Origin of the sequence: Comamonas avium, assembly GCF_014836675.1 — a bacterium.
GTDB classification, from domain to species: Bacteria; Pseudomonadota; Gammaproteobacteria; order Burkholderiales; family Burkholderiaceae_C; genus Comamonas; species Comamonas avium.
Genome location: NZ_JACSQK010000001.1, coordinates 463,730 through 488,533 on the forward strand (window position 1 = coordinate 463,730; position 24,804 = coordinate 488,533).

The 24,804-nt window shown below is 58.2% G+C and carries 15 protein-coding genes; 8 read left to right on the forward strand and 7 right to left on the reverse strand.

Annotation, left to right across the window (positions count from 1 at the left end):
* The first annotated feature begins 138 nt into the window (after positions 1–138).
* The 4 genes from dnaE to cls all read left to right on the forward strand — a co-directional run bounded on the left by dnaE (position 139) and on the right by cls (position 8,147).
* The gene (dnaE, locus tag H9646_RS02090) at positions 139–3,684 is read left to right on the forward strand and encodes a DNA polymerase III subunit alpha (protein WP_191721660.1); all 3,546 of its coding nucleotides are present in this window, start codon (positions 139–141) and stop codon (positions 3,682–3,684) included.
* Between the two features lie 118 nt (positions 3,685–3,802).
* Entirely contained in the window at positions 3,803–4,162 is a 360-nt protein-coding gene (clpS, locus tag H9646_RS02095) for an ATP-dependent Clp protease adapter ClpS (RefSeq protein WP_191721792.1), read from the forward strand.
* Between the two features lie 62 nt (positions 4,163–4,224).
* Positions 4,225–6,567 carry an ATP-dependent Clp protease ATP-binding subunit ClpA gene (gene clpA / locus H9646_RS02100; RefSeq protein WP_191721661.1) on the forward strand — a complete coding sequence of 781 codons (2,343 nt, stop codon included), beginning with the start codon at positions 4,225–4,227 and terminating at the stop codon, positions 6,565–6,567.
* A gap of 134 nt (positions 6,568–6,701) precedes the next feature.
* A complete protein-coding gene (cls, locus tag H9646_RS02105; RefSeq protein ID WP_191721793.1) occupies positions 6,702–8,147 on the forward strand; it encodes a cardiolipin synthase in 1,446 nt (481 codons plus the stop codon).
* 298 nt (positions 8,148–8,445) lie between these two features.
* On the opposite strand, the gene H9646_RS02110 is transcribed toward cls, so the two are convergent.
* Genes H9646_RS02110 through H9646_RS02120 form a run of 3 tightly spaced genes read right to left on the reverse strand, consistent with a single transcriptional unit; the run spans position 8,446 to position 10,994 of the window.
* Positions 8,446–9,432, reverse strand: a complete 987-nt coding sequence (locus tag H9646_RS02110; protein WP_191721662.1) for a Bug family tripartite tricarboxylate transporter substrate binding protein — start codon at positions 9,430–9,432, stop codon at positions 8,446–8,448.
* A 60-nt stretch (positions 9,433–9,492) separates the two neighbouring features.
* Positions 9,493–9,774, reverse strand: coding sequence for a muconolactone Delta-isomerase (gene catC / locus H9646_RS02115; protein WP_191721663.1), 282 nt, complete (start codon positions 9,772–9,774; stop codon positions 9,493–9,495).
* A gap of 41 nt (positions 9,775–9,815) precedes the next feature.
* Positions 9,816–10,994 carry a muconate/chloromuconate family cycloisomerase gene (locus H9646_RS02120; RefSeq protein ID WP_191721664.1) on the reverse strand — a complete coding sequence of 393 codons (1,179 nt, stop codon included), beginning with the start codon at positions 10,992–10,994 and terminating at the stop codon, positions 9,816–9,818.
* A gap of 128 nt (positions 10,995–11,122) precedes the next feature.
* Between H9646_RS02120 and H9646_RS02125 the strand changes: the two genes are divergently transcribed.
* Positions 11,123–12,019, forward strand: a complete 897-nt coding sequence (locus H9646_RS02125; RefSeq protein WP_191721665.1) for a LysR substrate-binding domain-containing protein — start codon at positions 11,123–11,125, stop codon at positions 12,017–12,019.
* Between the two features lie 64 nt (positions 12,020–12,083).
* Positions 12,084–13,532 (forward strand): exodeoxyribonuclease I, encoded by a 1,449-nt coding sequence (gene sbcB, locus H9646_RS02130; RefSeq protein WP_191721666.1) that lies wholly within the window; start codon positions 12,084–12,086, stop codon positions 13,530–13,532.
* 98 nt (positions 13,533–13,630) lie between these two features.
* On the opposite strand, the gene H9646_RS02135 is transcribed toward sbcB, so the two are convergent.
* From H9646_RS02135 to H9646_RS02150, 4 genes are all read right to left on the reverse strand, one after another.
* Positions 13,631–15,676, reverse strand: a complete 2,046-nt coding sequence (locus H9646_RS02135; RefSeq protein ID WP_191721667.1) for a M3 family metallopeptidase — start codon at positions 15,674–15,676, stop codon at positions 13,631–13,633.
* Between the two features lie 196 nt (positions 15,677–15,872).
* Positions 15,873–16,730 carry a bifunctional methylenetetrahydrofolate dehydrogenase/methenyltetrahydrofolate cyclohydrolase FolD gene (gene folD / locus H9646_RS02140; protein WP_191721668.1) on the reverse strand — a complete coding sequence of 286 codons (858 nt, stop codon included), beginning with the start codon at positions 16,728–16,730 and terminating at the stop codon, positions 15,873–15,875.
* An 88-nt stretch (positions 16,731–16,818) separates the two neighbouring features.
* Positions 16,819–17,457 (reverse strand): response regulator transcription factor, encoded by a 639-nt coding sequence (locus H9646_RS02145; RefSeq protein WP_191721669.1) that lies wholly within the window; start codon positions 17,455–17,457, stop codon positions 16,819–16,821.
* On the reverse strand, positions 17,454–20,024 hold the full coding sequence (locus tag H9646_RS02150) for a PAS domain S-box protein (protein WP_191721670.1): 2,571 nt from the start codon (positions 20,022–20,024) through the stop codon (positions 17,454–17,456). Before H9646_RS02150 ends, H9646_RS02145 begins: the two co-directional genes overlap by 4 nt.
* Before the next feature lie 304 nt (positions 20,025–20,328).
* Here H9646_RS02150 and aceE point away from each other — a divergent pair, with 304 nt between their 5' ends.
* Both aceE and aceF read left to right on the forward strand, forming a co-directional pair.
* Positions 20,329–23,046: a pyruvate dehydrogenase (acetyl-transferring), homodimeric type gene (gene aceE, locus H9646_RS02155; RefSeq protein ID WP_191721671.1), complete on the forward strand. Its 2,718-nt coding sequence runs from the start codon at positions 20,329–20,331 to the stop codon at positions 23,044–23,046.
* A 20-nt stretch (positions 23,047–23,066) separates the two neighbouring features.
* The gene (gene aceF / locus H9646_RS02160) at positions 23,067–24,803 is read left to right on the forward strand and encodes a dihydrolipoyllysine-residue acetyltransferase (RefSeq protein WP_191721672.1); all 1,737 of its coding nucleotides are present in this window, start codon (positions 23,067–23,069) and stop codon (positions 24,801–24,803) included.
* Position 24,804 lies beyond the last annotated feature (1 nt).

Genomic DNA, 24,804 nt, shown 5'->3' on the forward strand with positions numbered 1-24,804 from the left:
GCTGGGTGCAGTCTGCAATATGTGCTGCATTGTATAGGGCTAAATCTTTCACTTCGCAAGCCTTGTGCTGCCACTTATTGCTACGGACATGCAACGAAGTTCAGGCATGGGCGGCTGGGTGTTTCTACAATGGCGGCTATGTTTGTTCACTTGCGCCTGCACACCGAGTTTTCCGTCATCGATGGAACTTGCCGAATCAATGATGCCATCAGTGCTGCTGCGGCAGATGGCCAACCCGCACTGGCTATTACAGACCTGAACAATTTGTTTGGGGCACTCAAATTTTACAAGGCAGGCAGAGGCAAAGGGGTAAAACCCATTTTGGGCGCAGAGCTCAATATGGAAGGTTTTGCCACGGGCACGACTTGCCGTGTACTGGTCTTGGTGCAGAGCCAGCAGGGTTATCACAACCTTTCGGAGATACTGGCCCGAGGCTGGACAGGCAATGTCTCCAAAGTCCAGGCACAACCGTTTTTCAAATGGGAGTGGCTGCAGGAGCTCAATGAAGGGCTGCTGCTGCTTTCTGGCGCAAATGCGGGGCCAGTGGGGCAACTCTTGCTGCGCGGCGACTCTCAGGGGGCAGCAGATGTTGCATTGCAGCTGGCCAGTACGTTTACACACAGATTTTATTTAGAGCTGCAACGCGCCGGGCGCAGTGAAGATGAAAAGCTGGTGGTGCAGACTGCACAACTGGCTTCGCGGCTTAACTTGCCTGTGGTTGCCACGCACCCCATTCAATTTTCCAAGCCAGACGACTTTGAGTCGCATGAGACGCGGGTCTGCATTGCCGAGGGCGAAATTCTTGGCAATGCCAAGCGTGTGCGCCGTTTTACGCGCGAGCAATACTTCAAAAGCAGCGCGGACATGGAGCAGCTGTTTGCGGACATTCCTTCCGCCATCGAGAACACGCTGGAAATTGCGCGCAGATGCAGTGTGTCGTTGAAGCTGGGGACCTATTTCCTGCCAGATTTTCCGGCCCCGGGCGGTATGACCATGGCGGATTACTTTCGCAAGGCTTCGTTCGAGGGGCTGGAGGACCGGCTTCAGCTGCTGTTCCCAGACGCCAAACTGCGCAGTAGCAAGCGTCCAGAGTACGTAGAGCGACTGGAGTTTGAGCTGGGCATCATCTTGAAGATGGGCTTTCCGGGCTACTTCCTGATCGTGGCTGACTTTATTAACTGGGCCAAGAACAATGGATGTCCAGTAGGGCCGGGGCGTGGTTCTGGCGCTGGTTCGCTGGTGGCTTATGTGCTCAAGATTACCGACCTTGACCCTATTCACTACAACCTGCTGTTCGAACGTTTCTTGAATCCAGAGCGTGTTTCCATGCCTGACTTTGACGTGGACTTTTGTCAGGCTAACCGTGATCGGGTGATTGACTACGTCAAGGACCGTTACGGGCGCAACGCGGTGAGCCAGATCGCCACCTTCGGCACCATGGCCGCTCGTGCGGTGATCCGCGATGTGGGCCGGGCCATGGACATGAGCTATGGCTTTTGTGACGGTATCTCCAAGCTCATTCCAAACAAGCCGGGCTTGCATGTCACGCTGAAGTACCCGCCCAACCCCAAGAAAGACGGTGACAAGTACACCTATGCGATTGAAGCCGAGCCTGTCCTGGCGCAGCGCATTGAGCAGGAAGAAGACGTCAAAAACCTCATCGAGCTGGCGCAAAAACTGGAAGGGATGACCCGCAATATCGGCATGCACGCGGGCGGCGTGGTGATTGCGCCCGGCAAGTTGACCGATTTTTGTCCCTTGTACCAGCAACCCGGCAGTGACTCTGCGGTCGCGATGTTCGACAAAGATGACGTGGAACAGATCGGCTTGGTGAAGTTCGACTTCTTGGGCCTGGCCACGCTGACTATTTTGGAGATCGCGCGCGAATTCATCATGAAGCGCCACAAGGGGCAGGAAGACTTCAGGTTTGAGGAAATCCCGCTGGATGATCACCCAACTTACAAGTTGTTCCAGGAAGGCAAGACCGAAGCCGTCTTCCAGTTTGAATCACGCGGTATGCAAGGCATGCTGCGCGATGCCAAGCCTTCCCGTCTGGAAGACTTGATTGCCTTGAATGCGCTGTACCGGCCAGGTCCAATGGATCTGATTCCTTCTTTCGTGGCGCGCAAGCATGGCCGTGAAGAGATTGAGTATCCCCACCCTCTGGTAGAGAAGGTGCTCTCGGAAACTTACGGGATCATGGTCTACCAAGAGCAGGTGATGCAGACTGCGCAGATTCTGGGCGGGTATTCACTGGGTGGCGCTGACTTGCTGCGGCGGGCCATGGGTAAGAAGAAAGTGGAAGAGATGGTCATGCATCGCGCCACTTTCTGTGAAGGTGCTAGCAAGCAAGGCATTAGTGAAGACAAGGCGGGCGAAGTTTTCGACCTGATGGAAAAATTCGCCGGCTATGGCTTCAATAAGTCGCACGCAGCCGCGTATTCTTTGCTTGCCTACCACACGGCCTGGCTCAAGGTGCACTACACGGCGGAGTTCTTTTGCGGGAATATGACCGTGGAAATGGACAACACCGACAAGCTGAAGGTGCTGTACGAAGATGCCTTGAAGATGGGCATGACGTTTGAGATGCCTGACGTGAACCGTGGGGGCTATCGCTTTGAGCCTGTGACAGACAAGGTGATTCGCTACGGTCTGGGTGCCATTAAGGGCACCGGCCAGCAGGCCATTGAAGCCATCATCGCCGCCCGTGAGGGCAATGGTGTCGGGCCAGATGCGCATGTCAAAGGCCCATTCAAGAGTCTCTTTGACTTTTGTACCCGCGTGGATCGCAGTAAGTTGAATAAACGCACCTTGGAGGCGCTGATCAAAGCCGGTGGGTTCGACAGCATCCACCTCGATCGTGCATCGTTGGTAGCCTCGGTGGATACCGCGTTTGAGTATTCCAGCGCACAGCTGGCCAATGCGAACCAGGGCGGGCTGTTTGACATGATGGGCGCCGACGCCCAGGGCTCAAGTGCGCAGGAGCCGCCCCTGGCAGATACCTTGCCCTGGGGTATCAAAACACGGCTGACGCAGGAAAAGCTGGCGGTGGGCTTTTATATCTCCGGCCACCTGTTTGACGAAGTAGAGCAGGAGGTGCGCAACTTCATACGCACCCCCTTGAGCGAGTTGAGCGACAGCCGTGAGCCTCAGTTGCTGGCAGGCATTGTCAGCGACCTTCGGGTAATCAACGGCCAGCGCGGCAAGCTGTGTCTGTTCAAGCTCGACGATAAGAGCGCGGTGCTGGAAGCCTCTATTGACGAGGCAACGCTGAACGCCAATAGCGACCTCTTGAAGGACGATGAGTTTGTCGTCATCAGTGGCCGTGTGCAAAACGACCATTTCAGCGGTGGTTTACGCCTGAAGGCCCAGAAGGTTTTCAGCTTGGGCGATGCCCGCTGCCGTTTCGCACGCTATCTGCAGATCGATGCTGCGCACAAGATGCCCGACGTCACGCGTATTTTGCGAGAGTTCCCTGCCTTGGTGGACTCAAGCGAAGAGGGCGAGGTGGTGCGTGGCTTGAAGATTCGACTGGGGGTGCGCTGCCAAGATGGTGATACTGCAGCCTTGGCGGAACTGGACATGGGGGAGCGAAACAAGTTTTACCCCAGTGATGCAGCCCTGGCAGCATGGCGTGCTGAAACCGGCAATGTCGGCTGCCAGATTGTGTGGCGTAACGCTTGACCGCAGCATGTAGTCCATCAACTTACGGTGTCCTACATGATGTTTCTTGAAATGACCCTTTTCGAGCCCAAATAAAAGCATGAAAAATGAATGCGGGCTGATCGCTAGAATGAAATTCATGGCTACCCAACAACCTCCGCATCGCCCTACATTGCCAGACCAGATCCATAGGGAGGATGATGGCAACTCAGTGGTGCTGGAAAGGCGCAAGCAAAAGGTTGCGCCGCCCCCGATGTACCAAGTGGTCATGCTCAATGATGACTTCACTCCTATGGAGTTTGTGATTGAAGTGCTGCAAGAATTCTTTAGCAAAGATAAGGAGCAGGCTACGCAAATCATGCTCAAAATTCATCTGGACGGACGCGGCGTATGTGGTGTCTATTCCCGCGATATTGCTGCCACCAAAGTGGAGCAAGTGCTTCAAGCTGCCCAGCAAGCTGGTCATCCGCTGCAAGCTGTAAGCGAGCCTATTGAATAAATGGTGTTCGCCCTGACCTATACACACAGTCTCATAAACCGCAAGCACAAAGGAGTTCGTACATGATTGCCCAAGAACTGGAAGTCAGCTTGCACATGGCATTCGTGGAAGCCCGTCAACAGCGCCACGAATTCATTACCGTAGAACATTTATTGCAAGCGCTGCTGGATAACCCCAGCGCTTCCGACGTGCTGCGCGCCTGCTCCGCCAACGTGGATGATCTGCGCGCCTCGCTGAGCAACTTCATCAAAGACAACACGCCTCAGGTGTCTGGCTCTGAAGAGGTCGATACACAGCCTACGCTGGGTTTTCAGCGCGTGATTCAGCGCGCCATCATGCATGTGCAGTCCACAGGCAATGGCAAAAAAGAAGTCACTGGCGCCAATGTGCTGGTAGCTATCTTTGGCGAGAAAGACTCGCACGCCGTGTATTACCTGCACCAGCAGGGGGTGACGCGTCTGGACGTGGTCAACTACATTGCCCACGGCATTCGCAAGAGCGATCCACCAGAGCCCGCCAAGTCTGATACAGGCATGGAAGGCGAAGATACCGGCGGCATGGGCAGTGAGCGTGCAGAAAAAGCTTCTCCTCTGGAGCAATTCACGCAGAACCTGAACCAGGCGGCCAAAGACGGCAAGATTGATCCGTTGATTGGTCGTGACTACGAGGTAGAGCGCACCATCCAGATCCTGTGCCGCCGTCGCAAAAACAACCCGTTGCTCGTGGGTGAGGCAGGTGTGGGTAAAACCGCCATTGCCGAAGGCCTGGCCTGGCGCATTACGGAAGGCACGGTGCCAGAGGTGCTGTCCGAAGCGGTGGTCTATTCTCTGGACATGGGCGCCTTGCTGGCCGGAACCAAGTACCGGGGCGATTTTGAGCAGCGCTTGAAGGGCGTGCTCAAAACGCTCAAAGAAAAGCCCAACGCGATTTTGTTTATCGACGAAATCCACACCCTGATCGGTGCCGGTGCGGCCTCTGGCGGCACTTTGGATGCCTCCAATTTGCTCAAGCCTGCGCTGTCCAGCGGTCAGCTCAAGTGCATTGGTGCGACCACCTTTACGGAATACCGCGGTATTTTCGAAAAAGACTCGGCCCTGTCACGCCGCTTCCAGAAAGTGGATGTGGTGGAGCCTACCGTGGTTGAGACCATTGAAATTCTCAAGGGGCTCAAGTCACGGTTTGAAGAGCACCATGGTGTGCAGTACACCACCGAGGCACTGCAAGCTGCGGCGGAGCTGTCTGCCAAGTACATCAATGACCGTCACTTGCCTGACAAGGCCATTGATGTCATTGACGAAGCTGGCGCTGCCCAGCGTGTCAAGCAGCCCGCTGCGCGCAAAGACACCGTCACCCGCACCGAGATTGAAGAAATCGTTGCCAAGATTGCCCGCATTCCGCCTGCCAACGTCTCCAACGACGACCGCAGCAAGCTGCAAACCCTGGAGCGTGACCTCAAGAGTGTGGTGTTTGGCCAGGACAAGGCTCTGGAAGTTCTGGCCAGTGCCGTCAAGATGGCGCGCTCTGGTCTGGGCAAGCCAGAAAAGCCGATTGGCTCGTTCCTGTTCAGTGGCCCCACCGGTGTGGGCAAGACAGAAGCGGCCAAGCAGCTGGCCTACATTCTGGGCGTGGACCTGATTCGCTTTGACATGTCTGAATACATGGAGCGCCATGCAGTCAGTCGCCTCATCGGTGCGCCTCCCGGGTATGTCGGCTACGACCAAGGTGGCCTGCTGACAGAGGCAGTGACCAAGAAGCCGCACTCCGTGCTGCTGCTCGATGAAATTGAGAAGGCACACCCTGACATCTTCAACGTGCTGCTGCAGGTGATGGACCACGGCACGCTGACGGACAACAACGGGCGCAAGGCAGATTTTCGCAACGTGATCGTCATCATGACGACCAATGCGGGCGCTGAAGCCATGCAAAAGTCGGTGATGGGCTTTACCACCCAGCGCCAGGTGGGCGATGAAATGGTGGACATCAAACGCCTGTTCACCCCTGAGTTCCGCAACCGTCTGGATGCCATCGTCAGCTTCAAGCCGCTGGATGAACAGATCATCTTGCGTGTGGTTGACAAGTTCTTGCTGCAACTGGAGCAGCAGCTGGCCGAGAAGAAGGTGGAAGTTTCTTTCAGCGACAAGCTGCGCAAGCATCTGGCCGCCAAGGGCTTCGATCCTTCCATGGGTGCACGCCCCATGCAGCGCCTGATTCAGGACACCATCCGCCGCTCGCTGGCTGATGAGCTGCTGTTTGGCCAGCTGGTCAACGGTGGACGCCTGGAAGTGGAATGGGATGCGCAGGCCAACGAAGGCAAGGGCGATGTGGTGCTGGACATCACGCCGTTGCCGGACAAGGAAAGCAAGTCCGAACCTGCAGAACCTCAGCAGGCCACTGCGGCAGATTAAAAGCGCCGCATGCTGCAAAAAGCCGACAGCTTTCAAGCTGCCGGCTTTTTTTATGGCTGCACGCTTTTAGCCGCACTTCACAGGCTACAGTCAGCCCCAAACAATTAAGCAAATCAGGAGCAGATGTGGGCACTATGTTGCAGTGGTTCACCCGTGAACATGTCATGTTGACGCTGTCCATCTTGTGGTCGGTGTACGTGGTCATTGTTGGCGTCTGGATTTTGTTGCAGCGTCGCGCTCCGGTGGCAACGCTCAGCTGGCTGCTGTCGATGGCGGTGATCCCCATCATCGGCCTTGGGGTGTACTACTTTCTGGGCCCCAGGCGATTAAAGCGCCAGCGTTTTCGCCGTTTGCGCAGCCGCCGCCGCTCACGCGTGCGCGGCAGCATTGCCCGTTTGAAAGAGAAGGTGCCCCAGGCCCCAGAGCGGCTGCACCAGGTGGCCAAGCTGGTGACGGCATCCACCAATTTCCCGGTCAGCACTGCAGACAATGTGGAGCTGCTGGTAGGTGGTGCGGCCACGTTTGACAGCATCATGGCTGCCGTGCGCAACGCCCAGCACTCCATCCACATGGAGTACTACATTTTTGAGCCCGACCAAACGGGCCTGGGCTTGCTGGAGGCCCTGTGCGAGAAAGCACGGCAAGGCGTGGCCGTGCGTTTGCTGGTTGACGCCCTGGGCTCCAAAAAACTCATGAGCAAGCACTACCAGCGTCTGGAAGAGGCCGGTGGTGAATTTGCACTGTTTCACCCCACCAAGTTTGGCCGCCGCGTGCGGCCGGTCATCAACTTTCGCAGCCACCGCAAGATTGTGGTGATTGATGGGCGCATTGGTTACACCGGCGGCGTCAACATCACTGATGAAGAAGACAAGCGCATCTTGCACAATGCCTACCACGACGTACACGTGCGGCTGGAAGGCCCGGTCGTGAACTGGCTGCAGACGGTGTTTTTGGAAGACTGGAGCTATGCGCTCGATTACAACCGCAAAAACGAGCCCAGCGATATTGAGGCCTTGCTGCCTGACCTGCCGGATGGCGATCAGGTGGTGCAGATCATGGCCTCTGGGCCAGACAGCAGCATGGAAGCCATTCACCGCGTGCACATCTCAGCGATTCATGCCGCACACAAGCGCCTGTGGCTGACCACGCCATACTTTGTGCCCACTGAGGCCGCCATGCTGGCGCTGACCAATGCGGCTTTGCGCGGTGTGGATGTGTGCTTGCTGGTGCCGGAAAAGTCAGACTCCAAAATCGTGACCGCTGCGGCACGCTCATACTTTGATGAGCTGATCAGCTGTGGCGTCAAAGTGTTTGAATACCACGCCCGCATGCTGCATTCCAAAACCATGGTGGTGGACGACATGGTGGGCATTATTGGAACGGCCAATTTTGACAACCGCAGCTTTCGCCTGAACTACGAAGTGTGTGCCGTAGTTTATGGCGAGAGTTTTGCCGCCAAGCTCGATCAGCAGTTCCAGGAAGACCTGACCCACGCCCGGCGCGTAGGCTATGCGCGCCCTCAAAGCTTTCTGCAGCGCTTGGGTGATTCGCTGGCGCGGCTGTTTTCGCCTTTGCTTTAGTTGCAGTTGGTGCGCGAAAGGTGCAACAGGGTAAAGCAGTGTTTATATTGTTTTAATAGCTGCTAAGGCTTATCAGTAAAGGTTTTCAGATATAAAACTATCTAAAAACCTTTGTTGATAAGCGCTGGTAGCTCTTCTTTTAATATATTTGAATCATGGCGCCCAGGCAGCTTGAGCGCTGTGCACGCTGCGCCAGCCAGCCAAAGTATGGCGGTAGAGGCCAGGTGCAAAACCGCCATGCAGTGTTCGATGGCGCGGTGTTGGGCCCAAAAAAAAGCGCCTTGCGGCGCTTGGGGGTTCAGTCGGCGGTGATGCCGGCCGATTTGATGAGGGCTGTCCAGCGGTCGGTTTCAGTCTTCAGGTGCTGGCCCAGCGCCTGCGGGGTGCTGCCAATGGGCTCTGCGCCAATAAAGTCCAGACGCTTTTTGACCTCCGGGTCGGTCATGGCTTCGTTGAGCGTTTTGCCCAGCTTTTCCACAATGGCCGGTGGCGTGCCTGCAGGCATGAAGGCGGCAAACCATGGCGAGACTTCGTAGCCGGTGATGCCCGCTTCTGCCAGCGTGGGCACGTCAGGAAGGCTGGTGGAGCGCGTTTTGGTGGTCACGCCCAGTGCTTTGAGTTTGCCAGCCTGAATGTGCGGGCGCGCCGAGGTGATGCTGTCAAACATCACATCGACCTGGCCACCCAGCAAATCGGTGATTGCAGGGCCGCTACCACGGTAGGGAATGTGCAGCATTTTGACGCCGGTCAGCGCGGTGAAATTGGCGCCCGCCAGGTGAATGGATGTGCCATTGCCTGCCGACGCGTAGGTCAGCTTGTCGGGGTTTTGCTGCGCCTTGGCGACCAGATCCCTGGCGCTCTTGATGTCTTTTTGATGGGGGCTGACCACCAGCACATTGGGCACCACTGCCAGCAGGCTGACAGGGGCAAAGTCTTTGATGGGGTTGTAGCTCAGCTTGTTGTAGAGCGCGCCATTGGTGGCCATGCCGATGGAGGTGATCATCAGCGTGTAGCCGTCAGCAGGCTGCTTGGCCACGTAGTCAGCGCCAATATTGCCGCCAGCACCGGCTTTGTTTTCTACGATGAAGGGCTGGCCCAGCTTGCGGCTGGCCACCTCGCCCAGCGTGCGGGCAATGGCATCCATGGCACCGCCGGGTGGAAAGGGCACCACCCATTTCACGGGCTTTGAAGGCCAGTTGCTGGCGTCGTCCTGCGCCCATGCGGGGCTGCCCACGGCTGCCAGTACGGCCAGTGCAAGTGTTTGCTGAATAAAAGTGCGCTTCATGGTTTGTCTCCCCGTTCGGGTTTTGTTTGTGGTGGTGAATGTGGCGTCTGAGGCTGGCGCTTAGCTGGCGATAGCCGATGGGTGGCACGCCAAAGGTGTGACATGGATATCCATGTAATCAAACAGTGGCAGGCCTTGCAGCAACTGGTGCAGCTCGTCGTTGGAGCTGACGTTGAAGATGCTGTAGTTGGCGTACTCGCCCACTACGCGCCAGATGGACTGCCAGCGGCCATCGTGCTGCAGCGCTTGCGAGTAGGCCTTTTCACGGGCTTTGATGTCTTGGACTTGTACGGCGGGCAGGTCATGGGGAATGCGGACATCCATTCTGACGAGAAATAGCATGGTGAATCTTTTAAAGGAGGGATGAAAGAAGGGGCGAAAACTCAGGCAGTGGCACTGCGCCCCAAGTCGATATGCACAGGCGTTTGTCCGCTGCGCTGGCGGTCAAACCTGTCTAGCTGCTGCAAAGACACCTGCACCCCATAACCGGGCCCGTCGGGCAGTTGCAGGCAGAAATCGCGAATCGGCATGGGGTTTTCAACAATGTCGTCTACCAGCAGCTGCGGGCCGAACAGCTCGCAGCCGTGGTGCTCGCCGCTCAGGGTGGAGAACACATGCGCAGAGGCGGCGCTGCCAATCGATGTCTCCAGCATGGTGCCGCCATACCAGCCGATGTCAGCGGCCTGCGCCACGGCGGCGACCTGGCGCGTGCGCAGCAGGCCACCGTGCTTGGCCACCTTCAGTGAAAACACATGAGAAGCGCTGGCGCGCGCCAGCATCATGGCGTCCTGGGGGGTGCAGACGGTCTCATCGGCCATCACCAAGGCACCGCGCAGCTCCTGGCACAGCTGTGCCATTGCGGGCACATTCCATTTGGCAACGGGCTGCTCAATCAGGCTCACGCCTGCGTCGATAAGCTCGGGCAGGTAGCGGCGGGCGGTATTGCCGTCCCAGGCCTGGTTGACGTCAACGGTCAGCGTGGCGCTGTCAGGCAAGCCGCGCGCAATCTGCGTGACATGAGCGACGTCGGCCTGCGGCGTGCGCGCACCAATTTTCATCTTGAAAATGCGGTGGCGGCCTTGCTCCAGCCGCAGTTGCGCCTCTTGCAGATCGCGCTGCACATCACCGCTTGCCAGCGTCCATGCCAGGGGCAGGCTGTCATGGACTTTGCCCCCCAGCAATTGCCAGGCTGGAATGTCCAAGGTGCGTGCCAGCGCATCAATCAAGGCCATCTCCACAGCCGATTTGGCAAAGGCGTTGCCTTTGCAGGCCTGATCCATGCGGGTGAGCACGTGTTCAATACAGCCAGCCTTTTGCTGCACCACGGCAGGAGCCAGATAGTGCGCAATCGCATGGGCAATGCTCTCGGGGGACTCTTCGTTCCACGAAGGCCCGCCAATGGTGGCAGCCTCGCCAAACCCGCATGCCCCGTTGTTCAGCCATAGCTGAACAATCACCGGGCTTTGGCGCTGAATCGCGCCAAACGACAGCTTGTGCGGGCGAATGGTGGGAATGTCGAGGATGCGCGCTTCAATGCGCTCAATGGTGAAGGCGTTGGTCATCAACTGGCTCAAGCAAAACGGGGCAAAGGTGCCGCAATGAAAGCAAGCTTAGTGAAGCCAGAGTCAAGAATCTAATGATTTATTTAGCTCGTATTCATCGATAATTTCGAACGATTGAAGGGGCGAGCATGGAAATACGGCAACTGAAGTACTTTTTGGAAATCACGAAAACAGGGCACTTGACCACCGCTGCCAAGCAGCTGTTCGTGACCCAGTCCACGCTCTCGCATGGGTTGCGCCAGATTGAAGAGGAACTGGGCGTGCCGCTGTTTGACCGTGTTGGTCGGGGCTTGAAGCTGTCTGAGGCCGGGGAGATATTCCGGGTGTATGCAGCCCGCGCACTGCAGGAGCTGGAGGCGGGGCGCATGGCGCTGGAGGGGCTTGCCAACATGCAGTCGGGCACGCTGACGGTGGGCATCATTCCCACTTTTTTGCATACCCTGGTGCCTGCTGTGGTGGCGGAATTTAACCGCCTCTATCCCAAGATTCAGCTGGTGTTCCGTGAATTACTGGCACCAGAGATCGAGGCCTTGCTGCTCAGTGGTGACTTGAATCTGGGGCTGGCCTTTGACCGGCGAGGCGTTGAGGGCATGGATTCAGAGCCCGTGTTTGAGGAGGAAATGCTGTTTGTGGCCCACCAGGGCCACAGCCTGGCGCAGGCTAAGTCACTGCATCTGAAGCAATTGCAGGATGTGCCACTGGTGCTGCTGTCGCAGCGCTTTGCCACGCGGCGCATTGTGGAGCAGCACTTTCAGGCACAGGGGGTAAAGCTGCGCGTCAGCGTCGAGATGGAGTCTGTGTACGCCTTGATTGAAGCCTGCCGCTACAGCCAGGAGCTGGCCTGCATCGTGCCAGACCGGGCCGCGCACCAGCATGCGCAGGGCATGTGCCAGATACCCGTGCACCCCCGCATACGGCGCACGGCCAGCTTGCTGTGGAACTCCAATACCTCCAGAAGCCCTGCGGCGCAAGCTTTTGCCAGCCTGCTGCAGCAGCGCTGTGGCGTCTTGCAGGCGCAACACTGAGTTTGCGGGTGCAGATGGTGGCGTATCGGGCTGAACGGGTGGTAAGCAATGCATACTTCAGGCCATGGCTGAACACACTTTTCTCTGGCACGACTACGAAACCTTTGGTGTCAATCCCCGCTATGACCGGCCCGCACAGTTTGCGGCCATTCGCACTGATATGGAGCTCAACGAGATCGGCGAGCCCCTCATGCTGTACTGCCAGCCAGCGCCGGACTACTTGCCCAGCCCCCAAGCCTGCTTGCTCACGGGCATTACCCCCCAGCAGTGTCTGGAGCAGGGCATACCTGAAGACCAGTTTGCACGCACGCTCGAGGCTGCTTTCAGCCAGCCGGGCACAGTCGGTGTGGGTTACAACACCATCCGTTTTGATGACGAAGTCACGCGCTTTCTGTTTTGGCGCAACCTGATCGATCCCTACGCCCGCGAGTGGCAAAACGAATGTGGCCGCTGGGATTTGCTGGACGTAGTGCGCATGGTCTATGCGCTGCGCCCTGACGGCATTCAATGGCCGCGCAAGGAAGACGGCAGCGTCTCCTTCAAGCTCGAAGATCTGGCCCGCGCCAACGGCTTGCTGCACGAAAGCGCCCACGATGCGCTGAGCGACGTGCGCGCCACCATTGCCCTGGCGCGGCTGATCCGCCAGCACCAGCCCAAGCTGTTTGAATTTGCACTGGGCCTGCGTAAGAAAGACAGGGTGCTGCACGAAATGGGCTTGCCAGCCGAGCAGGCGGATGCACGGCCGTTCTTGCACGTCTCCGGCATGATCAGCCCAGAACGCGGCTGCATTGCCATGATGTGGCCGCTGGCGCAGCACCCCACCAACAAAAATGAAATGATTTGCTGGGATTTGAATGCGGACCCCAGCGAACTGGCCAGCATGGATGCCGACACCTTGCGTCTGCGCATGTTTACCAAGGCAGCAGATTTGCCCGAAGGCATGACGCGCTTGCCCATCAAGGGCATTCACATCAACAAATCGCCCATGGTGGTGCGCAACCTCAAAACGCTCAGCCCAGAGATGGCTGCGCGCTGGGGCATGGACATGCAGGCGTGCATTGACAACGCAGTCAAAGCCCGCGCCCTGCCTGATATGAGTGCATTGTGGAAGCAAGTGTACGCCAGGCTGGACGCCCACGGCGCACACGATGTTGACCAAGACCTGTACAACGGTTTTGTGGGCCCGGCAGACCGCCGCCGCCTGACGCAATTGCGTGAGCTTTCACCGCAGGAGCTGGCAGTCGATAAAACCGGTTTTGACGATGCACGCCTGAAAGAGCTGGTGTTTCGCTGGCGGGCACGCAACTGGGCAGACAGCTTGACAGAGCAAGAGCAAGCACGCTGGCAGCAGCGCTGTGCGGCGGCGTTGATTGACGGCGAGGGCGGGGCGCGCACGGCAGCGCAGATGTTTGCCGAGATTGATGCACTGTCTGAAACCGTCGAAGACGAGCGCGCCGAAGAAATTCTGGGTGCGCTGTATGACTATGCGGAGGCGATTGTTCCCGAGCAGTAATGGCCAGCCCGGTGTAGCACGCAACAAAAAAGGAGGCATGGGCCTCCTTTTTTACTGACTGAGCAACCTGTCTGGGTGACCAGTCAGGGTGCCTTGAATCAGGCCGCCAAAGGCTCTGCCATGCCTTGGTGGCGCAGCAGGGCATCCAGCTGTGGCTCGCGCCCACGGAAGGCCTTGAAGTTGTCCATGGCGCTGCGGCTGCCACCCATCTCCAAAATGCTGTGCAGGTATTGCTTGCCGGTCTGGGCGCTGTGGCTGCCATCTGCAGCTTGCGTTTCTTCAAACGCAGCGTAGGCATCAGCGCTCAGCACTTCGGCCCACTTGTAGCTGTAGTAGCCCGCAGCGTAGCCACCCGCAAAGATGTGGCTGAAGGTGTTGGTCGAGCGGTTGTAATCGGTCGTGGGCAGCACAGACACTTCATCGCGCACTTGCTTGAGCAGCGCCATGTAGTCGCCATCCTTGGCAGCGCCGGTGTGCAGCAGCATGTCAAACAGCGAAAACTCAATCTGGCGCAGCGTGCCCATGCCTGCCTGGAAGTTCTTGGCCGCAATCATTTTGTCGTACAGCGCGCGGGGCAGCGGCTCGCCGGTCTCGACATGCGATGTCATGTGGCGCAGTACCTCCCACTCCCAGCAGAAGTTTTCCATGAACTGGCTGGGCAGCTCTACCGCATCCCATTCCACGCCGTTGATGCCCGAGACATCTTTCTCGCTCACTTGCGTGAGCATGTGGTGCAGCGCGTGGCCGGACTCGTGGAACAGGGTGATCACGTCGTCGTGCGTCAGCAGCGCGGGCTTGCCATCCACGCCTTCGGCAAAGTTGCAGACCATGTGCGCCACGGGCGTTTGCAGCAAGCCGGTGTCGGGGCGCTGCCAGCGGCTGCGCACATCGTCCATCCATGCGCCACCACGCTTGCCCTTGCGGGCGGGCTGATCCAGGTAGAACTGTCCGATGACCTGGCCGTTGCGCTCCAGGCGGTAAAACAGCACATCCTTGTTCCAGACGGCGGCTAGATCTTTGGTGATCTTGACGTCAAACAGGTTCTCAATGATCTTGAACAGCCCCGCCAGCACCTTGGGGGCCGTGAAGTATTGCTTGACCTCTTGTTCGCTGAAGGAATAGCGCGCTTCCTTCAGTTTTTCGGAGATGTACGTCCAGTCCCAAGGCTGCGGGTCTGTAATGCCCAGCTCCTTGGCGGCAAACTCGCGCAGATCGGCCACGTCTTTTTCTGCATAGGGGCGGGCACGCCGGGCCAGATCACGCAGAAAGTCGATGACTTGCTGGGGCGAGTTGGCCATCTTGGGCACCAGCGAAACCTCGGCAAAGTTGGCGTAGCCCAGCAACTGGGCTTCTTCCTGGCGCAGAGCCAGCATTTCTTTGATGATGGGGGCGTTGTCGTACTTGGTCAGATCGCCTTCGGCCTGATCGGATGCGCGGGTGACGTAGGCGCGGTACACCTTTTCGCGCAGCACACAGCTGTGCGCAAACTGCATCACCGGCAGATACGACGGAATCTTCAGGGTCAGCTTGTAGCCTTCCTTGCCATCGGCTTGCGCAGCGGCCCTGGCGGCCTGCTGCACGTCGGCGGGCACACCATCGAGCTCTTGCTGCGTGGCGTAGTAGGCCCAGCCGTCGGTAGCGTCCAGCGTGTTCTCGCTGAATTTCTGGCCCAGCTCGGCAGAGCGTTCCTGAATTTTGGCAAAGCGCTCGCGGTCAGCGCCTTGCAGCTCCGCACCCGAGAGCACAAAGCTGCGCAGCGCATTGGCGTGGGCCTTCTTTTGCTCGGCTGTGAGGGTGTTCACATCAATGGCCTTGTACTTGGCGTACAGGCGCTCATCGGCACCCAGATTGGTCCAGAACTCAGTGATGGTGGGCAATGCTTCGTTGTAGGCAGCGCGCAGCTCGGGGCTGTCGGCCACGCTGGACAGGTGGCTGACCGCGCTCCACGCGGTGCCCAGCTTTTCGGTAGCCACATCCAGCACCTTGGCAATGGCATTCCACTCAGCCGGGAAGTCCGGTGCGGTGACCGTCTCCAATGCCGCTTGTGCGCGTTCAATCAAGGTGTTGATGGCAGGGCCGACATCTGCAGGCGTAATGCGGTCAAACTGCGGCAGGCTGGAGGATTCAAGCAAAGCATTGGTCATAGGTGGCATTTTGCGCCAAAAGCCATTGTTTCAAGGCGTGCGGGTAACTATTAAGTTGATAGCTTCTTACGCTTTCCCTATAAGAGTTTTGAAGTGACAAGAGTCTTAAACGTAGAGTTGACACGCGCAGGCAGCTATAAAAAAACCCTGCGGCACCAGAGCGCTCGCAGGGTTGGGGCAGGGCCTTGTGCAGAGATTACTGGCCTGCTGCGCGTTCTGCCGCTTCCATGGTGTTGACCAGCAGCATGGTGATGGTCATGGGGCCAACGCCACCGGGCACGGGGGTGATGTAACCGGCAACTTCCTTGCAGCCGTCAAAGTCCACATCGCCGCACAGCTTGCCTTCGTCGTCGCGGTTCATGCCCACGTCAATCACCACGGCACCGGGCTTGAGCATGTCAGCGGTCAGCACGTTGCGCTTGCCCACGGCAGCCACCACCACATCGGCCTGGCGTGTCATGGCGGCCAGATCAGCCGTGCCGCTGTGCGTGATGGTGACCGTGGCGTTGGCTGCCAGCAGCATCATCGCCATGGGCTTGCCCACAATGTTGGAGCGGCCAATCACCACGGCGTGCTTGCCGCGCAAATCCTTCATGCCAATCGATTCCAGCATCTTCATGCAGCCGTAAGGGGTGCAGGCCTTGAAGCCGACTTCACCAACCATCAGCGCGCCTGCGCTGGCCACGTGAAAGCCGTCCACATCTTTCAAAGGCGAGATGGCTTCAATGACCTTGTGGTCATCAATGTGCTTGGGCAAAGGCAGTTGCACCAAAATGCCGTGAATGCTGGGGTCATTGTTCAGCGCATCCACGCGGGCCAGCAGCTCGGCTTCGGTCATGGATGCATCGTACTTTTCCAGCACCGAATGAAAGCCTGCGTCTTCACACGCCTTGACCTTGTTGCGCACATAGACTTGCGATGCCTGATTGTCACCAACCAGCACAACGGCCAGACCGGGCTTGGTGCCCTTGGCCGTCAAAGCTGCAGCACGCTGGGCAACTTCGGTACGCAATTGGGCGGAGAGGGCTTTGCCGTCGATGATTTGGGCTGTCATGGTGCTCGGTGGTGGTGGAGTACGTCAGAAATAAAAAAGCTGCCAGACCTGTAAGGGCGCTGGCAGCCTTTGGGGTTAGCCCCTGATTTTATGCCGGGACTTTGCCGCTTGCAGCGTTGGAGCCCAATGCAATCTTGAGCAGGTCGGCCACTGTGTTGGCGCCCAGCTTTTCCATGATGTTGGCGCGGTGCGCTTCCACCGTCTTGATGCTGATGCCTAGATCGTCAGCAATTTGCTTGTTCAAGCGGCCTGCGACGATGCGCTCCAGCACTTGCGATTCGCGGCCCGTCAGCTTGGACAGCAGCGCTTCACGGCTGGCAGCTTGCTGGTGGCCAGCAAAAGCTTCGCGTGCGTGGTCCAGCATGCGCTCTACCACGTTGAGCAAGTCTTCTTCTACAAAAGGCTTCTGGATGAAATCCAGTGCGCCTTTTTTCATGGTGCCCACTGCCATGGGGACATCGCCGTGACCGGTAATGAACACAATGGGCAGAGGCGACTTGCGCTCCAGCAATTTGTCTTGCAATTCAAGGCCAGTCATGCCGCCCATGCGAATGTCGGCAATCAGGCAGGCGACTTCGCGCTGATCGTAGCGGGCGAGAAAAGACTCGGCAGAGTCAAAACAGCGCACGCGGTAATCTTTGCCTTCCAGCAGCCACTGCAGGGAGTCACGCACGCCCTCGTCGTCATCGACTACGTAGACTGTCCCTTTTTTAGGTGTCAAGCTCATGCAGGATTCCTTGTATTTGGATTAATAACCGTAGAAAGGTTGTCTCCCTTTTCCTGAGTGGCGGCCAACGGTATCCAGAAGGAGAACCGGCAGCCCACCACCTCTGAACCATTGTAGAGGTTCTCAGCGGACATCCGCCCCTGGTGAGACTCAACAATGGAACGGCACAGGTTCAAACCAATGCCCATGCCTTCGTTTTTCGTAGAAAAGAAAGCTTCAAACAAACGCTCTTGTACCTCTGGAGGCAAGCCTTTTCCAGAGTCTTGCACAGAAAATTCTACGCCAGCCTGTCCTTCTGTCTCTTTTGGGACCACACGCAATTCAACATAACGCTGCGTGGCCGGACGTTGTGCCTGATCAATGGATTCGCCTGCATTTTTGATCAGGTTGATGAGCACCTGTTCAATCAAGATGGCATCGGCCATCACGGGCGGCAGGCGCTTGGCCACAAAATGATTCAGGCGCACGTTGCGCCGGCGCATTTCAATGTTGGCCAGCTCCAGCGCCTCGTCCACCATGGTCTGTACCTGCGACAGCGTGCGGTTGGGTTCGCTGCGCTTAACAAAGGAGCGGATGCGCTGAATGATTTGCCCGGCGCGCTGGGCCTGGTGTGCGGTTTTCTCCAACGCAAACCGCATTTGCTCCTCGGTCAGCGAGCCTTTTTCCAGGCGCGAGAGCATGCCGCTGCTGTAGTTGCTGATGGCCGTTAAAGGCTGGTTCAGCTCATGGGCCACGCTGGAGGCCATCTCTCCCATGGTGATCAGGCGGCTGGCTGTCTGCGCTTGCTCAGTCTGGCGCGCGGACAGCTCCTCGGCCATGCGGCGCTGGGTGATGTCGGTGGCAATCACCATTTGCGCCAAGCGCCCATCTACCCAGCTCAGATAGCGCGAGCGCACTTCCAGCCACTTGCCCAGTTCGGCCACGTAAATTTCTGCATTGTTGCTCGATGCGCTGGTCAGTGAATCGGTGGGCAGGCCCATCAAGCCATCTTCATCATCCACAGACTCGCTGCGCTCAGCCGGCAAGCCACCTTGCTGAACCAGCTGCAGGTGGCCCGTCGTCTGAGAGCCAAACCACTGTCGGTAAAGCTTGTTGGCAAACAGCAGCTCTGCACTGCCCAGCGGTGCCACAGAGACCGAAGCATCCAGCGCCTCCAGCACAATCGTGAAACGATCATGCGAGGCAGCCAGCTGGTCACGAATGCGCTTGGACTCGGTGATATCGGTCATGGACGACATCCAGCCTGTCTGCTGCCCACGGGCATCAATCAGCGGGGAGATATACAGGCGCGCATCAAACATGGAACCGTTCTTGCGGCGCACACGTACCTGAAAACCACCTTGTGCAGTTTTGCCGCTTAGCTCGTCTTTCAGTTTGCTGTGCAGGTACTCGTAGTCGTGCTCGGCCCAGTAGGAATAGGGGGGCATCTGGCCCACCAGGTCTTTTTCGTCCCAGCCTGTCATCTGGCAAAACGCAGCATTGACATAGGTGATGCGGCCCTGCAGATCCAGCGCACGCATGCCGGTCAGCACCGAGTTTTCCATCGCGCGGCGGAAATTGGTTTCCGCAATCAACGCGTCTTGCGCCCGCAATCGCTTGCGGGTGTGTCGCCATGTACCCATGAGCAGCCATGCGGTCAGTAAGCTCATGGCCGCCACCAGCCAGAACATGCCGTTGCCCACCATGCTCAACGATGTGCGGTAAGCCTGCGCCTTGAGCGTCAGGTCAGAGCCCACGGGCGAGACTGCAATCTGGTACTCCGTCGCTTCTGGCTGGGCCAGTGTGTGCCAGTTGGTTTTGATGCGCGCAGGCGTCAGCGGTGTGCCTGCAAGCAGCTTGCCCTGTCCATCTGAAAGCGTGATGGCGTAACGCGCCAGCAAGTCGCTGGGGATGGCGTAGCGCATCAAATTGTCCAGAGAAAACTCAGCCATGACGGTGCCGCCAAAGCTGCTGGTACCCATGACGGGCGAGTGAAACTGCAGCAATGGCGGGTTGTAGCCAGCGCGCACCGGCGGCTGTGTGTACACCAGGTGGTTGCTCTCTTTCACGGACTGAAAGCTTTGCGCAGCCTCGTCGTGTTGCAGCTTTTCACCCGGCATGCGCAATTGCTCACTGGGCACGGTAGGCGCTGCATAGCTGGTGATGATGCGGCCATCGCGGTCCACCCAGGTCAAAACCTGCATTTCTGGGTACTGCGTGACCAGCACCTCGGCGCGGTTCACAAATTCAGCTGTACCGATGTCGCCGTATGCCAGGTCGCGCGCAATGCGCATGACTTGTTCCTGGCGCTCCAAAAGGCGCAAACGTACGCGCTGTTGCGCATATTCCACATCGCGCTTGAGGGCTTGCTGATCGCGATCGACTTCCTCCGCGCGCAAGTACCAGAAAGCCGCAATGATTGCTGCCATGAAAAATGCGACGGAAACCAGCGGTGCCAATGCGGCCAGACGGTCTTGTCGAGTGGGCGACAGACTGCGCCACCACATGCGCCACCAGCGGGTGGGGTCAGCGCTGGTGAAGGAGGCAGGGGCAGTTGTCTCGGAGTTGTTTTTTTGTGGTGAAACCATACGGGAAGTGTAGGGGGATTCCCTTGCTTTGCGCGTGCTCAAAGTGACGTCAGAAACATCTTCTCCTGTATGTGCAGTTGCAGCAATATTTCACATTATGGGAGTTGGGTGCATCATTTGAAATATGAAGAAAATATGCGAAACTGCGCGCTGAAATGGTCGCCAAATTGGGCGTATTTGTCTCTCAAGTAAGGTGTGAGCCTGCAGCTAAGCTCGGGTTCAATCACTGCTTATCGTTGAGTAGGGAACTACGTTCGATACAAATTCGACTTCCTACCTGCAGCCTCTTGAACAGGAGACAACCATGACAGCTCAGACCGACCCTCAGGCCGGCGCTAACGCAAAGCCTAGCCTCGACCCCCAAGAATCCCGCGAGTGGATGGACGCGCTGAGCGCCGTCATCGACCGCGAAGGTGCGCAGTACGCGCACCAGTTGATTGAAGAGGTGCTGGAGCACGCACGCCAAAACAGCGTGGATTTGCCCTTCTCAGCCACCACTGGCTATGTCAACACCATTGAAGCCAGCCAGGAAGCCCGCTGCCCCGGCAACCTGGAGCTGGAAGGCCGTCTGCGCGCCTACATGCGCTGGAACGCCATGGCCATGGTCGTCAAGGCCAACCGCCATCACCCACCAGAAGGTGGCGATCTGGGCGGTCACATTGGTTCGTTCGCCTCGCTGGCCAACATGTTTGCAGCGGGCTTTAACCATTTCTGGCACGCCGAAAATGAAAACCACGGTGGTGACTGCCTGTACATCCAGGGTCACGTCTCGCCCGGCATCTACGCCCGTGCGTTCCTGGAAGGCCGCATCACTGAAGAGCAGTTGCTCAACTTCCGCCAGGAAGTAGACGGCAAGGGCCTGTCCAGCTACCCGCATCCCAAGCTGATGCCCGAGTTCTGGCAGTTCCCCACCGTCTCGATGGGTCTGGGCCCATTGATGGCGATCTATCAGGCACGTTTCCTCAAGTACCTGCACGCCCGTGGCATTGCCAACACCGAAAACCGCAAGGTCTGGGTGTTCTGCGGCGACGGTGAAATGGACGAAGTTGAATCGCTGGGCGCAATCGGCCTGGCTGCCCGTGAAAACCTCGACAACCTGGTCTTCGTCATCAACTGCAACTTGCAGCGTCTGGACGGCCCCGTGCGCGGTAACGGCAAGATCATTCAGGAGCTGGAAGGCGAATTCCGTGGCTCTGGCTGGAACGTCATCAAGCTGATCTGGGGCAAGGGCTGGGACGAGCTGCTGGCCAAGGACAAGGACGGCGTTCTCAAGAAAATCATGATGGAGTGCAACGACGGCGACTATCAGGCCATGAAGGCCAACGATGGTGCTTTCGTGCGCAAGAACTTCTTCGGTCGCGACCCCCGCGCGCTGAAGATGGTCGAGCACATGTCCGACGACGAAATCTGGAACCTGCGCCGCGGTGGCCACGACTCGCAAAAAGTCTATGCCGCCTTCCACGCAGCCAACACCACCAAGGGGCAGCCGACCGTGCTGCTGGTCAAGACCGTCAAGGGCTTTGGCATGGGCAAGGTCGGTGAAGGCAAGAACAACGTTCACCAGACCAAGAAACTGAGCGACGAAGACATCAAGTCCTTCCGCGACCGTTTCAACATTCCAATCCCAGACAGCCAGATTGCGGACATCCCTTTCTTCAAGCCTGCGGACGACACCCCAGAGATGAAGTACCTGCACGAGCGCCGCAAGGCCTTGGGCGGCTACCTGCCACACCGCCGTGTGAAGGCCGAAGAGTCTTTCACCGCCCCGGCGCTCGATACCTTCAAGGCCATTTTGGAGCCCACGCCAGAAGGCCGTGAAATCTCGACCACTCAGGCCTATGTGCGCTTCCTGACGCAACTGCTGCGTGACAAGAACATTGGCCCCCGTGTGGTGCCTATCCTGGTGGACGAAGCCCGTACCTTTGGTATGGAAGGCCTGTTCCGCCAGATCGGTATCTACAACCCCCACGGTCAGCAGTACACCCCGGTCGACAAAGACCAGGTCATGTACTACCGCGAAGACAAGGCCGGCCAGATTCTGCAGGAAGGCATCAACGAAGCCGGCGGTATGGCTTCGTGGATTGCTGCGGCTACCAGCTACAGCACGTCCAACCGGATCATGATTCCGTTCTACGTCTACTACTCCATGTTCGGCTTCCAGCGCATTGGCGATCTGGCATGGGCAGCAGGCGACATGCAGGCACGCGGCTTCTTGCTGGGCGGCACTTCGGGCCGCACCACGCTCAACGGCGAAGGCCTGCAGCACGAAGACGGCCACAGCCACATCCTGGCCAACACCGTGCCTAACTGCATCAGCTACGACCCCACCTTCGCGCACGAAGTGGCCGTGATCATGCAAGACGGCTTGCGCCGCATGGTGCAAAACCAGGAAAACGTCTTCTACTACATCACCTTGCTCAATGAAAACTACCCCATGCCCGGTCTGACCGAAGGCACGGAGCAGCAAATCATCAAGGGCATGTACCTGTGCAAGCCCGGCCAGAAAGTGCCGCAATCGGGCCAGCGCGTTCAGCTGCTGGGCTCGGGCACCATCCTGCGCGAATCGTTCTTTGCGCAAGAGCTGCTGGAAAAAGACTGGGGCATTGCCGCCGACGTGTGGAGCTGCCCATCGTTCAACGAACTGACCCGCGACGGTCAGGACTGCGAACGCCACAACATGCTGCACCCGCTGGAAACCGCCAAGCAAGCCTTTGTAACGCAGCAGTTGCAAGCCACCCAGGGCCCTGTGGTCGCGTCTACCGACTACATGAAGGCCTACGCCGAGCAAATTCGCCCCTACATGCCCAAGGGCCGTACTTACAAGGTACTGGGCACTGATGGCTTTGGCCGCTCGGACTTCCGCCGCAAGCTGCGCGAGCACTTCGAGATCGACCGCCACTACATCGTGGTGGCCGCGCTCAAGTCGCTGGCCGACGAAGGCAAGCTGCCAATCACCAAGGTGGCAGAAGCAATTGCCAAGTACGGCATCCAAGCCGACAAGATCAACCCCCTGTACGCTTGATAAAGCCCGGAGACACAGATATGGCATTGACAGAAATCAAGGTCCCGGACATCGGGGATTTCGACAGCGTTGGCGTGATCGAAGTGCTGGTCAACGTGGGCGACACCATCAAGGTTGAGCAGTCGCTGATTACCGTGGAGTCCGACAAGGCCTCCATGGAAATTCCTTCCAGCCACGCCGGTGTGCTCAAGGAGCTGCGCGTCAAGCTGGGTGACCAGGTGGCGCAGGGCGGCGTGATTGCAGTGATTGAAACTGCAGACGCGGCTTCCGCCCCTGCACAGGCACCTGCAGCAGAAGCTGTAGCGCCTAGCGTAGCAGCTGCGCCTGTTTCAGATACAAAACAAGCTGAAACTGCCGCAGCGCCTGCGCCAGCTGCTCCTGCAGCTGCAGCAAGCTCTATGAATATCGTCATTCCTGACATTGGTGATTTCAAGGACGTGGCCGTCATTGAAATGCTGGTCAAGGTGGGTGATGTGGTTACCGCTGAGCAATCACTGTTCACCGTGGAGTCTGACAAGGCCTCGATGGAAATTCCATCGCCTGCCGCAGGCACCATCACCGCGCTGGGCATCAAGCTGGGCGATGTGGTCAACGTGGGTGACGCAGTGGGCACTATGAGCGTGCAGGGCGCAGCCCCCGCAGCGTCGGCGTCGGCACCTGCCGCAGCGCCAGCTGCTGCAACACCAGCTCCTGCAGCACAAGCAGCACCTGTTGCACAAGTCAGTACAGCGCCAGCAGCTACTGCCGCTGTAGCTGCACCTGCTGCGGCCCCAGCCCACAACCCCACGGTGGCCCCTTCGGGCAAGCTGCCGCATGCATCGCCTTCCGTGCGCAAATTTGCGCGTGAACTGGGCGTGCCGCTGGAAGAAGTGCAAGGCTCGGGCCAGAAGGGCCGCATCACCTCCGAAGACGTGATGGGCTTTACCAAGTCCGTCATGGCGGGCGCGGTGCAAACCCTGGCGCAAGCTGCCAAGGCCCCCGCCAAATCGGCAGGCGCTGGCAACGTGGGCGGTCTGGAAGTGCTGGCATGGCCCAAGGTGGACTTTGCCAAGTTCGGCCCGGTCGAGCGCAAAGATCTGTCGCGCATCAAGAAGATCTCGGGCGCCAACCTGCACCGCAACTGGGTGATGATTCCCCACGTCACCAACAATGACCTGGCAGACATTACCGATCTGGAAGCCTTCCGCGTCTCTACCAACGCTGAAAACGCCAAGGCCAAGAGCGATGTGAAGGTCACCATGCTGGCTTTCGTCATCAAGGCCGTGGTGGCTGCGCTCAAGAAGTTCCCTGAGTTCAACGCCTCGCTGGACGGCGATACGCTGGTCTACAAGCAGTACTTCAACATCGGCTTTGCGGCAGACACGCCCAACGGCCTGGTGGTGCCTGTGCTCAAAGATGCCGACAAGAAGGGCATCATGCAGATCAGCCAGGAAATGGGCGAGCTGGCCAAAAAGGCCCGCGACGGCAAGCTGGGCGCAGCAGACATGCAAGGCGGCTGCTTCTCCATCTCGTCGCTGGGTGGCATTGGTGGCACCAACTTCACGCCCATCGTGAATGCGCCTGAAGTGGCCATCCTTGGCCTGTCGCGTGGTGCCATGCAGCCGGTGTGGAACGAAGAGAAAGAAAAGTTCGTGCCCCGCCTGATGCTGCCCCTGAGCCTGTCGTACGACCACCGCGTCATCGACGGTGCCTCTGCTGCGCGCTTTAACGCCTATCTGGGCGCTGTGCTGGCGGACTACCGCCGCATCTTGCTGTAAG